Source organism: Caballeronia sp. A2-2, from assembly GCF_057612605.2.
In genome coordinates this window covers 1538032-1550877 of the sequence record NZ_CM172587.1, presented here as the reverse complement: position 1 = coordinate 1550877, position 12846 = coordinate 1538032, and the positions used below count along the sequence as shown (strand labels likewise).

The following is a 12846-nucleotide window of genomic DNA, read 5'->3' as shown; positions in this document are numbered from 1 at the left end:
AACTCCAACGAATTTGATCGAAACGGCATGCGGAGTGACCGGAGAGGGATTGCTAATGCGGTAGACATGCGCAATTGCGAAAGCCCAAGCAACGCATACGCTCATGACCACCCATCTCGGTGACGGATTCACAGCTGCGGCAGGTGCTCATGCCGCCTCCGTGTTGCCGTTCCTGTCCCGCGGAACATCGTTGAAGTACGCGTAAAGCTGCTCGTATCGCTCCTCGCTCTCGCGACCTACGATGCGTAGCATGTCTTCCATCCACTCACCCGGACCGGCCACCTTGAACACGCGAGCCTTGAAGCGCATGAACGCCTCGTTCTCGCCCTGCTTCACACCGAGCTGCTTGCCTCGCGCTTCGATGCCACTCGACGTGCGCCACCAGTCCGCTGCAAATGTCTGCGCGCAATCTGACGGCAAGGGCGTCACTGTCTGCACCCTCACCGGAAATAGGCCCGTCCATCCGCGGAGAACGGCCTCCTCGACCGTTACCTCAGGCGACTGACCTCCGGCCGCTAGCGAAAGCAAACGTTTGACCGACACCGCAGCCGCTGCGCGCGTCCACGGCGCATCCCGGGCTTTCGCCTCGCGGTGTTCGCACCACATCGACCAGACATCGGTGGAGATGCCATCTGGCAACTTGAGTTCTCGAATCTGCTCATGCGACGCAACTCGCGACGCATGTCGCGCGGGTTTCGTTTCTTTCTCCTCTTCTCTTATCTCTTCTTCTCTCTTCTTATCTAGGGCGTTACTGGAACGTTCCTGTAACGTTTCATCGACGTTACCGAAACTCGGATGCAATGTTTCGCCATCGTTGCGCGCCTGTTTTACCTTCTCACGATGCGCGCGAACGCGTTCGGTACTGCTGTCTGAGCGCATCTGGCGTTTCTCCCACGCCAACGGCTGCCAGTTTTGATCGATCAAGCCAGCGCCGATCAAACGCTTCTTCACATCGCCGATGATCGCGTGATCGATCCAAAGGCGCTGCGCTACGATGCGTGTGAGCAGTTCGGGCGAGCAAGCATTGTCGAGCGTGCCTTCACCCTTCAGAGCCAGCACCCCGATAAAGTGACGCTGATCCTCGAACGCAAGACCGATCATCTTCGGGTCGTTGAGGAAGTCCGTGTACATCCGAAACCAGGGCATGTTTTTCGTACTCATGCGGCACCTCCACGGCCACCGAGCGCATCGGATACTGCGCGAGGGGTATCGAGCTGTTCGAGCAACCGCGCCGTGATCTGCTGTCCCATTTGCGCAAGGAGAAACGTGCGTTCTGTCTCTTCAGACGGCGCACTTTCAACAATCACGCTCAACAGTTCGTGGAGATGCTGAAGCTCGACGATCAACGCAGAAAGAGACGCATCGCGAATGCCTCCAGAGTTGTCGGATGAAGGCTGCAGGCGCTGCAACGCACTCGCGAGAATGTCGATCGCGCCGTTGGGCTCTGGATCGAGTGCGGCTGCACGGAGAGCGTCGTTGATTATTTCGAGGGGAGATTGCTTTTGCTCAGGACGAGCGGGGATATTGGCACGCATAGCGGCCTCCTTGGTCGGGTTAAGAACCCGCTCCCCAACGCCAATTGGGGTGGGCGGGCGCATGATGGGGTTGGCGTACCGGAGACCAAGGGAACCGGTGAGCCCGAAGGCTCCCCCGCCAAGGCCCGCCCATTGAAGGCGTGCACAGGCGTGCGGACGCAAAAAAAGCCGCTTTCGCGGCGGCAGGTCCGCCTTGGTCAGTTCCGGAACGCCAATCCCGGTCGCTGTTGTCTCAGCGATGCTCTGAGTATAGGCAGCGCCGCGGCAGACCGTCAAGAAGCCGGAGGGGCGTGTCACTACGTTGCGGTTGCCTATTCGTATCCACTCGGATACAATCCAGTTATGAACACTCTGCTTCGATCCGAGGAATTCGACGCGTGGCTTTCCAAAGTGCGTGATGCTCGCGCGAAGGCGAGAATCGCTGCGCGACTTATCAGCGCGCAGATGGGAAATTTCGGCGACTGCAAACCAGTTGGAGAAGGGATTAGCGAGATGCGAATCGATGTCGGTGTTGGGTATCGCGTCTATTACACGCGCACCGGTTCCGTGATCTACTTTCTTTTGACTGGCGGTGATAAGTCGAGTCAGGACCAAGACATCAAACGTGCGATCCATATGGCGCGCGAATTGAAGGAGTAAGCTATGACTACGTTTGCTACGTTCGATGCTGCCGATTACCTCGATAGTGAAGAAGCGATCGCGGAATTCCTCGCTGCTGCGATGGAAGACCCCAACCCTGACGTCTTCTTGTCCGCTCTCGGCGCAGTAACCCGAGCACGAGGCGTAGCCAAGATCGCTGCTGAAGCAGGACTCGGCCGCGAAAGCCTTTACAAAGCAATAGCGCCTGGCGCACATCCACGCTACGAGACGATTCAAAAGCTCTTGCGCGCGCTTGGCGTTCAGATGAGCATAAGTCCGCGCCATGCTCATTAAGCACTCAGCTGCCTTTCCAAACACACTTGGCGATGTCCGTGAGCTGACTAGCAGCGCGCTGCACCTGGAAGCGCTTAATAATCTGCAAAGCGGTTGACTGGACGCAGCTTTGTTCCGGTGTCTGACGGCGACTGACGTCGATCGCGTAAAAAACAAACTCTGCTGAATGTGAACAAGCTTTTTATGCCACTTATGACCGGACACACGACGCGCGGGAAAAGCATCTTTTATGACCTGTTCGCTGAAAGCGAAGCGGCGGAACTCGAAATACGCGCGAACTTGCTTCAAGCGCTCATGAACAGGTTGCATAATCAGAAGATGACACAAGCAACAGCCGCACAAGTGCTTGGCACAACTCAGGCGCGCGTGTCTGGCATCAAGCGAGGAAAGATCAACCAGTTCAGCCTCGAATTGCTCGTCAAGTTGGCTGCGCGGGCTGGCCTGCACCCTCGCATGAAGCTTGAGTCCGGTTGACCGACCCTCGCATGATGCCGCCCGAAGAACTCTGGAAAAACAAATGAATAAAAATTCAGTCGACCGGAGCCCCGCTTGGGTTGACCCCGACGATGCTCCAGAAATCACAGATGAGTGGATCGAGGAAGCCGATTTATACGAAGGCAACAGACTAATCCGACGCGGGTGCGCACGCTTAGCCGGCGATAGAAAAGTTGGGGCCGCCGACCTTGGTCGTGAGAAGGATTCACAGCTTAATGTGCCGCTGACAGCCGACGAACCCGAAATGTCAAATCGAATTCCTTTGACCGACAGCACCGGCGAAGTCCGAGAGCTGACGGAGTCGGACGCCAAGTATTTCAAGCCGGCTGGTGAAGCGCTGCCCCCGGCCCTATGCGAGCGGCTCGGCGTGACGCCGTCAGAAAAGAGGTCTGCTGCAGAACCACCGGGAAGTTCGGACAAGCGTCTGCACAAGATGCGCTGACCACAGGTTTCGAACTGCCGCTTACGCTTGAACACGGGCTTTATCAAAAGACCGGAAGCGCGTAATCCCTCGGAAGCCGGAAACGGAAATATCAAGCCCGTCATGCGCCTCCCTCACCGTCGTGCTCCATGCCCAGCACCCAGCGCAGTGCTGCCGCGCGATCTCCCGACGACACTTCGAGCTCGCGTGTGATTTCTTTGCGGCTGCGCAGCTTTGGCTTCGCGTCGCCAATTACTGCACGCTGCGCGCGAGCCCGTGCGTGGCCAACAACATGCTCGCCTGCTGCAATAAGATCTCGAACCTTCTCACGTTGCTCATCGGGTGAGAGTTTGGAAAGTTGCCGGGCGTGGGTAACATTGATCCGCAAATTCTCGACCGCGTTGCGCACGTCAGCGCAGCAGTCGAGTAACGTAATCGTGGCGCGCACAGTGCCTATCCCACAACCGAAGATCGTCGCTATTTCGGCCTCGCTGTAGCCGAGCGCGATTACGCGTCTCATCTTCTCTGCGCGACCGAGCGGAGTGTCGGCCTCTCGCAGCTCGTTTTCACCGATGATTGCAGTCAGCGTCGTGCGCCGCTCGCCGCGGTACACCTGCGCTGGAATCTGAATTGGCTTCTCGCCTCGAGCGCGCCGCCACTCGTTGACTAGCCGCGCCGCCTTCGTACGTTGCCTGCCCACCGCGACTTCGGTTTCGCCCGTCTCCGTGTTCTTGACGACCAAGATCGGCTGCAGCACACCTTGAAAGTCAATGTTCCGGGCAAGATCCTCATTCACCGGCAAGTCGATACGAGGGTCATAGAGCGGCGATGCAACGTCCGTGACTAGCACCAGCCGATCCGGATCAAAGAACAAGAGATTCGTTTTTCCCGACGCACCATATGCGTCGATTGAGTTCTTTGCCATTCGTTTTCTTCCTGTGACTTCAGTGATCACACGGCAGCCGGCCATCGGAGCTTTGCTTAGCGCCACATGACAGGCATACCTTTACGATGTTTGCAGTTAAACGCTCGTCCGGCATCGCCTCGCGAGTTTGGCGTTGATCGTCGCCGTCGATATGTGGATCTGCGCTCTTGACTTCGTCCATTAACAACCCTTTTGCAGTACTAATTCCATGACGCGTAGCTACAGCAGTGCTTCAGATCTCTTTACCCTTCCGTCACCGTGCGTTCGCGTTTTTCAGCATCTTCTTGCGCTTTTTCGTCAGATCCGGTGTCTGCGTCTTTATTTGCCGGCTGCTGATAGCCGTAGCGGAAGCCCGCCATCGGTATTGATTGGCGCGGCTCATTCATAAAATTGCGTTCGGACAGCGTTTCATTTTCACCAGTTTCGACATGAAACGCGCCTGGCCTTTCCTGCTTCATCCTTTCCTCGACGACGCGAAGAGCTTCTTGCGTCGCTTGCTTGAGCATTTGTCGGTGACGTTCGATATGCATCAGCTCGTCTCCATCGTTGATGTAAAGTTGCAAGTCGTCGTTCAACACTAGAAGTCAACGTTGCCGTGACGGCTTTAAGGGAAGCCACGATGATCGATGATCAATCGATGATTGGTGCAGGCGTCCGGCACCCATAGAAGAGCCTTGGAAACAGCTGCCGACAAACGTGAGGGCCTCGTGTGCCCTGTGCAGACGCCCGCGGCCATCGGCTCCGAATCACCTACCTGCGAAAGCACAGGAAAAGGATGGGCTACTCAGCAAGCTAAGCATCAACTTGACGGATTAACCATTGGACGCGTTCCCAACTTCGCTAGGCGGTCGCTCATTGGAAGGCCTAAGAAACACCTGGTTCCCACCAAGTTTAGTTTCCTGCGCGGCGCATTAGATCGCCTCGTACTGTCTCGCGCGTATTGCCCTCGAATCCGAGGACGAGCGCGCACGGGTAAGCCAGGGACCCCAACGCTCCGCCTTTGGCGCCTGTCCTTTGCAGTTCGGTCTCGCGAGTATCGCTTGAACATGTCGCCTGTCGCCGTTCCGCAGGCTCCTTACGCGAATGCCGCTGGCAAGAGCGCGTCTATGCGTTCGATGCCGAAATGCGCGGGCGTCTTTGAGGCCGTGTCGGATGAACAAAAGTCGATTACGGATCCACAGCTCCGGCCAGATATCGCGCCAATCGTGAGGGCGCAAATCTTGCCGTTTCACCACACCCCGAGTTAAGAATTCGATTACCACGCATCGAGCTGGCGAAATTGGGCAACGACCTGCCGCCAATTGCGACACGTACGACTGGGAGACTTCGAGCATTGCTGCAAGCCATGCGAGGGTCCCGCGCGGGCGGGTTTCAAAGTAAATTTTCAGGTCCATGGCGCAGCGTAGTGTTCAGTAAACAAAAAGTCAAGTGACAACTTGCTTAGTTAAAACTAAACTAGCGGTATGAACTCGACCGATACGCGCCGCGAGCGCTTGAAAGAATGGCTAAACACTCATTCCACGCCGCCAAAAGAGAAAAGCTATTTCTCCCAACTTGTCAACGGAACTGCTTCGTTTGGGGAGCGAGCTGCCCGCCGGATAGAACGACAGTACGGGATGGATGAGGGTTTTTTGGATCGCCCCTTACTTGGAGCAGCGCCAGAACGAATGGAGAGTGCCCTGCCGTCATTTGGTAAAAACTCGACCTCTCCTGATCCATCGCTTTTGATTCTGCGTCTCATGGCACAGTTGACGGAAACACAGAAAGTCGAGATCGCGAATACGATGCAGGCGATGGCCGATCGCAACGAACGACTACTTGCAGAACTGCTTGCTAGGAAGCTCGACTCAACCTCTTAAACCGCGCGCGCAAGTATTAACAATCCCACACCGACTTGCCAAGCAATGCAATTGCGGGGCAAGGTCTTGAATAAAAAGTACAGTACTCGCTTTACTTTTCATAGGTCTTTCAATAAACTTCAGGTCGGTGTCACTTGATGTCATGGATGTGCGCGGCAAATTGGCCTGCCAGGCCTCCAGGCGGCCTGCGAGTAGCCAAGTCGCCTGCCTAATAATGGATCGGTAGGATTGGCAAAAACTCTATCGAATCGATAGTTGTACTAACCGGAAATGTGATGCTTGATCGGATTTTCCTTGAACCTATTGCTGATGTGTGCCCGGCGCGCGTAGACCTGTCACTTAGTCCAACCATGGAGTTAGGCCTTGTTAGCGACACATCCCTAGTTCTTCGTACCTGCCGTGAAGATATGTCATCAACCAACGGCTTCGTCTGGCCCGGTGATGGCGAAAGCGTCCGAGCTGTCGATTGGACTCCAACTCAGCAGTGCGGTAATGGATTGCATGGCTGGCTTTACGGGCACGGGAACTATTATGCTCGAAGCGATCACCACGGCCATTGGCCTCTTGATTCGAGCACGAAGTGGTTGGTCGTCGAAGTGCAGACGGATAGCATCATGCTGCTCGATGGGAAATGCAAATTTCCGCGCGGTGAAGTCGTCTTTGTCGGCGGCATGGAGGAAGCTACAGATTTCCTTATTACCCATGAGCCGCATGCGCTTAGCGATGCAGTGATCGGCGCTCACGTAACAGTCGGTCCAAGCCTGACTGCCACGGTGGGCGCGCTTGGAACAGCGACAACCGCTGACTACGGCGTCGCCACAGCGGGCGATTTCGGCTGTGCGTGCGCCGGAGACTACGGAAGTGCAGTAGCAGGCATGCGCGGCACGGCAACGGTAGGTTTCAAGGGTTCCGCAATAGCAGGTGATTATGGGCACGCTACTGCTGGCGAATTCTCTGAGGCACGTGTCGGCGATTTCGGTAGAGCGACTGTCGGTGATGGCGGCAGAGCGATGGCAGGATTGTCTGGCATCGCTGAATCAGGGCTCGCAGGCACTGCGGGAGCGGGCGAAAGCGGTCAGATCCGGATTCGCTATTGGGATCCCATCACGTACCGGTATCGTACAAACGTGGGCTATGTAGGCGAGGATGGCTTGCGACCGAACGTGCCGTACAAACTAGATGGTAATTTTCAATTTACAGCGGTGTGAACACGTCGGTGGCGGGATGCTCGGTGCATCCTTTCCAGCATATCGTCCCCTGCTCGACTGAAACGTATGTCGCAAGCTTTGCTAAAGGAGACTTCGCGCGATGAAGCTTTTAACACGCGCATTCATTCTTGAAAACTATGGCGTGCGTCTCACAATGACTCAGCTCGCCGGACTTCTCGCGATGTCCGAGGGCACAATTCGCAATCAGGTCAGCGCGCAGACCTTTCCAATTCCCACTTACACGGAGGGTGTCAAGCGGTTTGCCGCGTATGATGCTGTGGCTGACTACCTCGACGAGATGTCCACAACCGCTCGGCGGCAAACGCAGCTTAATGCCCCTGTTCATTAAGTTTTTCCTGATGCAGCTTCTCATCAAGGAACTTGAATGGGCGTACCTTTCTCGGCGTCAAAAGAGGATATCGGATTTCAGAAACGCTGACCTTTATATCAATTCGGCGGAGTTTCAGTTTCGGCGCTTCGATCTCTTGGCAAAGTCCGATCGACGCTCGCCCATACGCTATCGGCAGCTCCTCGCCTGACGCGGCGTGCCGTGGCTAATGCCATCCAAGCGAACGCGATGGCACCGCCCATGGCAACGAGATCGACGCCTACCGCTGGAAGGCTTGCGCTAGACCACGGAGTGCCGCTGCTTGTTAGAAACAGTCCAATCAGGCTCGTCATCGGGATTAACGCCGTTAGCGCGGCGGCACATCGCAGCAAGGTGATAGCTGCGTTACCGGGCCCACGCAAGAATGCTAATGCAAGAGAACTGAAAAGGATTGCGTAGTAAATCCCCATATGCCACGCAGCCAGGTTTGCGACGTGGCCGTATAGCCATCTGCCAGCAACAATTGTCGCCGAAATGCCGCAGACACAGCCAAGACAAACCCCCACTGTCGCCGAAGCCATGTACCGTGTTCTGCGCTTCTGCACGGGGACTAAGCCATCGCGCCGTTGGGTTTTGCGCCGCGTCTCCACCCACAACAAATTGCCGGTGTAGAAAAGGAAGGCACCTGCCAGTCCGAGGAAGAAATACAGCCACGCAACCGGTGCCCCGCCAAAGCTACCGAAGTGAAGCGCAAAGAAACTCGTAACTGCGGCGAGCATCTCGGACTGGTGACCTGGAAGATAGTCAGTACTTTTGATCTCTCCGGAAAAAGGATCAAGCACGATAAAACCACCGGAGACCGAGCGCATGATGCTTCCAGCGTCGGAGCCCCAGGCACGCACCGAAGCGTGAAGGCTATCGACTTGGCTGTACTGTAGCGTGCGGGGACGGAACTCAGGCGTAACCTCGGCGATTTTTGCGAGCAATACGTTGGGCGGAAGCATTGTGCGCAAGTCCCGAACGCTGCCGGCCTTGAAGTCGGACGCCTGCTCGCCCCCGGAGTTAGCAAGCTTGCCCACGTGGACCACTTTGTCTTGTAAGGCATAGATGCTGTCATGGAAGGCGAAAATGACAGCGGTCAGCGCGAACATCAGATGGAAAGGCAGACTCACGATGCCAATCACGTTGTGCGCGTCGAGCCATGTGCGCTTCAGATTACGGCCTAGACGCAGCGCGAAGAAGTCTTTAACGATCGTGGGTAGCAGCACGATCAACCCCGAGACAAGCGCCAGCGCGTAGAGTACCGCAATCACCCCCATTACAATGCGGGTCTTATCTGTATCGACGGGGAAGCCCACCACACGATGCAAGTCGTCCAAAAACTGCGGTAGTCGCGACGACTCGACCGGGATGATATGTGCTTTGCCGTCCGCAAAAGTTGACATGTACTGGTGGCGCGGCGCACGACCATGGTCATCCAGCTTAGCGCCCGGTAGACGCTCCTCCCAAGTCATGGGGCCGAGAAGGTGTTCGCCCTCATCGAGATGGATGCGGAATTCGCGTGCGGCAGAGGGTCGTTGCGCGAGCGTCTGTTCAATTAGCGCCGGCACCTCACTGAGTGGCACTGTACGAACGGCCTCTGGAGGCGGCGAGACCCAGCGCGCAATCGGGTCTTTAAAAACGGTCAGGGCCCCAGCGTAAAAGGCGATAAAAAGCGCCATGCCGGCGCACAAGCCAGCCCAAGTATGAACGGACTTATAAATCCGGAAGATATCAGAACGCACTTTGACCTAATTCAAGAAAACGTCTCAGATGAGCCATTCGACTACAAGCGGAAGCACGCCGGTCGCGCACGACAAGCCAAGCCATAACCACGCTTGAGCGCCGCTGCGAAAGAGGTAGCAAAAGCTTGCCACACCCATCCAGATGGGTGCCACTAGCCACATCGCAAGTTGCGCGCGAGCGCTAACAGCGCTATCTGGGCCAAAGCGTATGAGCAGCGAGCCTGCAATAATTCCGAGTGTGAAGCCGAGTATTTGACCGGCCAAGGTTTTCGAAATCCAGTCGGCATGGATCGCCGGTCGTTTTTTGGCGTAGCTCATGAACGCGGTTGTTTTAAAATGCTGCGTAACGCACCGAGATAAGGATAGACAACGAACATCACAATCGCCGCAGTCACGAACAAGAAAACCCCCGCAATCGGTTGCATGGAGTTAGTCCACAAAACCAATGCTGCCAGCATTGAGGCAGCACCGCCAATGCGCGTTGGAATCGCCGGTAGCGGCTTTTGTAGCCAGGTTTGATTTTTCGCGCACAAATAGAGCAGAAGCGTGCCAATCGTGAGTGAGAGGAAGGCGAGTGCTGACACAATTAAAAGTCCACGGTAGCTGACGCAAGGAACGTTCGCGGCGCGCTCAAGACAGCGAGGCCGTCGCGCCAACTCGCATCCCAATAGGCGCGGTTTGCTATGTTTTGAACTCTGAAGCGCAGCGTGACGGGCGTCGAGCCCACGCGAGTGGCATATCGCGCACCAAGATCAAATCGCGTCCACGATGGCAACATCTGAGTGTTGGCGCTATCTAGGTAGGTACTGCTCGTGTAAATAGCAAGCGCACTAAGAGTGAAACCCGGTAAGAAGCCAACATCCCATTCAGCGCCCGCGTTCAACTTCCAATGCGGTGACGCAAACGCAGTATTGCCTTGGTTCACGCCCTTGGACGTACGGGTAAGGATACCGTCAGTGTAGGCCACGCCGCCCAGTAGCCGCACACTGCGCACTACTTCTCCAAACACATTGTATTCAAGCCCGCGGTTGCGCTGCTGGCCGTCGCCGTCGACGGAATAGCTGTTTCCCGCATAGACGTTGATGATGCTAGGGTTAGTAATTTGATAGAGCGCGAGCGTATGGCTCCAGCGGCCGAGGTCCCACTTCGTCCCGACTTCAATCTGTTTGGTCTTGAGTGGCGGAATCACCGCCCCGTAATTCGTCGCTGCGGGATCGCTTACTGTCGAGCCGCTGGTCAGCCCTTCGATGTAGTTGGCATAGACCGACAGACTGCGCAGCGGCTTGACGACGACCCCAAACATTGGCGTCGTCGTACTGACGTCGTAGGAGCTGGATCGCCGTACTTCCGTGCTGTTTGCCGACACTGGCGAATAGCCTGTGACCTTTACTTCTTGACGGCGTGCCCCGACGATCAGTTTTACGCGGTCGTTCAAGGCCGACATTGTGTCGGCTAAAGAGAAACCTGTAAGGTTCGTATCGGATGTGAGCAACACCGGGTAGCCCGTCGTTGTCAACTGCATCTGAGTGGGCGCGTAGATGTTCGAGGTGTAAAACGGAGTCGGATGCCTAGTCGATGCACCCGCGGCGATACGTAACGTGCTGTAGCCAAATGACCAGTCGTGCTTGATAGGACCAGTATTAAACCGCCCGCGTACTCCTGCCTCACCGGACTTCGTATTGTTGTAACTCTTGCCGGGATTCAGAGTGCCGCTGAAATTGCCTGTCGGCCCCACGTTGCGTGCGGCCGACGACGGGTAGCCGGTCTCATCGTGTCGACGCTCGCCGTAACCGGCATATACGCTCAGCCAGTCAGTTAAATCAAATTCGCCACGAGCGACCGCGCCCACGTCTTTGGAATCGTAGAAGGTGCCCGGGAAAAGGTTCGTGCGTGTACGCGGCGCTTTCGGTATCACAGGAGTGCTGAACGAAGCGAAAGCCCCAATGCCCCCGGCAGTGTGGTAGCGCGTATCGTACGCGTCTAACGAGAATCGCGCGCGCTTGCCAAGATAGTCCAGCGCAACCGCGCCGAGCCAGCGGTTGAGTGACTGACCATCAAGGCCAGTGTGCCCGGCGCTACCTTGACCATTGACACGCACGCCCCACTCGCCGTTCGCCCCGAAGCGGCGACCCACATCAACATGTGCACCAAACTGCGAATCGGAGGCATATGCCGTAGTAACTCGTGCCACTGGTTCTTCTTCGGCTCGCTTTGGCACGATATTGATGTTGCCGCCGACGGCGCCGCTCGGCGACTGCCCGAAGAGCATGGCGGCTGGTCCTTTTAAGACTTCGACACGTTCGGCCATTTCCACAGGAATTCTGCCGTACGGAGAGATGCCATACATTCCGCCAAACGACATGTCATGACCATTCAACAAGAAGCTGCGCACGTTGTAAAACTCGAGACCATACGTGCCGGGGCTGCCTTGTCGGACAGAGACGTCATTCGTTAAAACGTCGCCAACATTTTGCGCCTGCTGGCTCTCAATCAATTCGGACGTGTAGCTGCTAAAGCTGAAAGGCGCGCTCATCTGACCGATATTGCCGAGCACGCCGAGGCGTGCGCCACGTGCAACTTGTCCTCCGGTGTAGGGTGCGGGTAATTCTTCTGCAGTCTTGGCGGCCGTGACCTTTACAGAGGGAAGCGTTACGACGTTCTCGGCTACAGAAGGGAGTTCGCCCGCCCGAGCGACCACGATGCTGCTTGCTAGCGAGGCGACAGTAAAAGCAACAAAGCCGAGCCTACATAAGAAGGATAACGAAGCAATTCCAATGATTCCCATCATAGCTACCATCGAGTAAGATTTCACGCAATTCGACAATGCTAATGAGAACCATTCCTATTTAATATAGTTCTAGTTCGATTTTTGAGTTGTCGTTGTCAGACGACGAAGCAGTGAAATCTTGCGGCGCCTTACTGCCGCTAATACGACGAGATCACGTTACATGATCAAGCTACATACTAGCTTGAGGGATCATTGATGAAGCCCTTGCTTTTCTTCGAAAGCTTGCGCGCATGCAAGACTTCACCTCGTTCCGAGCGTCGGCAATTCGACTGATTCCAGTGTTTGTCTAGTCTGGCGCTGGTTGCCAAAAGACCGCTCCTCCACTTCCGTGCCGACGAGACACTGAAAGTGACCCAGGCGCACGCCGCCTTTGTTGCCAGTGATGGGATGAGACAATCAAGCCTCTCACTCGCGCGTTCTTTCTCGAAAGTACGGCGTGCCCTTACGGTGAATCAGCTCTCCATACTTCTCGAATGTCAGAAGGAGTTATTTGTAATCAAGTAAGCGTAGAGCCGTTTTTAATCGCCACATACACCGAGGAAGCGAAACGATATGCGGCCTACAACGCAA

16 protein-coding genes are annotated in these 12846 nt (G+C 55.9%); 7 read left to right on the top strand and 9 right to left on the bottom strand.

Going from position 1 to position 12846, the window contains the following annotated elements; genetic code table 11:
• Positions 1-147 precede the first annotated feature (147 nt).
• Positions 148-1161, bottom strand: coding sequence for a hypothetical protein (locus tag ACZCWR_RS07390; RefSeq protein ID WP_487303047.1), 1014 nt, complete (start codon positions 1159-1161; stop codon positions 148-150).
• Positions 1158-1535, bottom strand: a complete 378-nt coding sequence (locus ACZCWR_RS07385) for a hypothetical protein (RefSeq protein WP_487303046.1) — start codon at positions 1533-1535, stop codon at positions 1158-1160. The genes ACZCWR_RS07390 and ACZCWR_RS07385 overlap by 4 nt, the downstream gene beginning before the upstream one ends.
• A 342-nt stretch (positions 1536-1877) precedes the next feature.
• Between ACZCWR_RS07385 and ACZCWR_RS07380 the strand changes: the two genes are divergently transcribed.
• From ACZCWR_RS07380 to ACZCWR_RS07365, 4 genes are all read left to right on the top strand, one after another.
• Positions 1878-2174: a type II toxin-antitoxin system RelE/ParE family toxin gene (locus ACZCWR_RS07380; protein WP_487303045.1), complete on the top strand. Its 297-nt coding sequence runs from the start codon at positions 1878-1880 to the stop codon at positions 2172-2174.
• Positions 2175-2177: 3 nt separating this feature from the next.
• Positions 2178-2468 carry an addiction module antidote protein gene (locus tag ACZCWR_RS07375; protein WP_465470492.1) on the top strand — a complete coding sequence of 97 codons (291 nt, stop codon included), beginning with the start codon at positions 2178-2180 and terminating at the stop codon, positions 2466-2468.
• Between the two features lie 168 nt (positions 2469-2636).
• On the top strand, positions 2637-2942 hold the full coding sequence (locus tag ACZCWR_RS07370; RefSeq protein ID WP_487303044.1) for a helix-turn-helix domain-containing protein: 306 nt from the start codon (positions 2637-2639) through the stop codon (positions 2940-2942).
• A gap of 43 nt (positions 2943-2985) precedes the next feature.
• Positions 2986-3405 carry a hypothetical protein gene (locus tag ACZCWR_RS07365; RefSeq protein WP_487303043.1) on the top strand — a complete coding sequence of 140 codons (420 nt, stop codon included), beginning with the start codon at positions 2986-2988 and terminating at the stop codon, positions 3403-3405.
• 100 nt (positions 3406-3505) lie between these two features.
• Here ACZCWR_RS07365 and ACZCWR_RS07360 read toward each other — a convergent pair whose 3' ends face one another.
• The 3 genes from ACZCWR_RS07360 to ACZCWR_RS07350 all read right to left on the bottom strand — a co-directional run bounded on the left by ACZCWR_RS07360 (position 3506) and on the right by ACZCWR_RS07350 (position 5703).
• The gene (locus ACZCWR_RS07360) at positions 3506-4309 is read right to left on the bottom strand and encodes a ParB/RepB/Spo0J family partition protein (protein ID WP_487303042.1); all 804 of its coding nucleotides are present in this window, start codon (positions 4307-4309) and stop codon (positions 3506-3508) included.
• A 242-nt stretch (positions 4310-4551) separates the two neighbouring features.
• Entirely contained in the window at positions 4552-4839 is a 288-nt protein-coding gene (locus ACZCWR_RS07355) for a hypothetical protein (RefSeq protein WP_487303041.1), read from the bottom strand.
• A 381-nt stretch (positions 4840-5220) separates the two neighbouring features.
• The gene (locus tag ACZCWR_RS07350) at positions 5221-5703 is read right to left on the bottom strand and encodes a YdaS family helix-turn-helix protein (RefSeq protein WP_487303040.1); all 483 of its coding nucleotides are present in this window, start codon (positions 5701-5703) and stop codon (positions 5221-5223) included.
• Positions 5704-5772: 69 nt separating this feature from the next.
• Between ACZCWR_RS07350 and ACZCWR_RS07345 the strand changes: the two genes are divergently transcribed.
• The 3 genes from ACZCWR_RS07345 (at position 5773) to ACZCWR_RS07335 (ending at position 7725) form a co-directional block, all read left to right on the top strand.
• On the top strand, positions 5773-6168 hold the full coding sequence (locus ACZCWR_RS07345) for a hypothetical protein (protein WP_487303039.1): 396 nt from the start codon (positions 5773-5775) through the stop codon (positions 6166-6168).
• Positions 6169-6443: 275 nt separating this feature from the next.
• A complete protein-coding gene (locus ACZCWR_RS07340; RefSeq protein ID WP_487303038.1) occupies positions 6444-7376 on the top strand; it encodes a DUF7666 domain-containing protein in 933 nt (310 codons plus the stop codon).
• A 100-nt stretch (positions 7377-7476) separates the two neighbouring features.
• The gene (locus ACZCWR_RS07335; protein ID WP_487303037.1) at positions 7477-7725 is read left to right on the top strand and encodes a hypothetical protein; all 249 of its coding nucleotides are present in this window, start codon (positions 7477-7479) and stop codon (positions 7723-7725) included.
• 98 nt (positions 7726-7823) lie between these two features.
• Here the strand turns inward: ACZCWR_RS07335 and ACZCWR_RS07330 are convergent, their stop codons facing one another.
• The 4 genes from ACZCWR_RS07330 to ACZCWR_RS07315 are packed head-to-tail and all read right to left on the bottom strand — an operon-like array spanning position 7824 to position 12276.
• A complete protein-coding gene (locus tag ACZCWR_RS07330) occupies positions 7824-9488 on the bottom strand; it encodes a PepSY-associated TM helix domain-containing protein (RefSeq protein WP_487303036.1) in 1665 nt (554 codons plus the stop codon).
• A 24-nt stretch (positions 9489-9512) separates the two neighbouring features.
• Positions 9513-9806 carry a hypothetical protein gene (locus ACZCWR_RS07325; RefSeq protein ID WP_487303035.1) on the bottom strand — a complete coding sequence of 98 codons (294 nt, stop codon included), beginning with the start codon at positions 9804-9806 and terminating at the stop codon, positions 9513-9515.
• Positions 9803-10072, bottom strand: a complete 270-nt coding sequence (locus ACZCWR_RS07320; protein WP_459908746.1) for a hypothetical protein — start codon at positions 10070-10072, stop codon at positions 9803-9805. Before ACZCWR_RS07320 ends, ACZCWR_RS07325 begins: the two co-directional genes overlap by 4 nt.
• A 2-nt stretch (positions 10073-10074) precedes the next feature.
• Complete coding sequence (locus ACZCWR_RS07315; protein ID WP_487303034.1) at positions 10075-12276, bottom strand: TonB-dependent receptor; 2202 nt, start codon at positions 12274-12276, stop codon at positions 10075-10077.
• Positions 12277-12846: the final 570 nt, after the last annotated feature.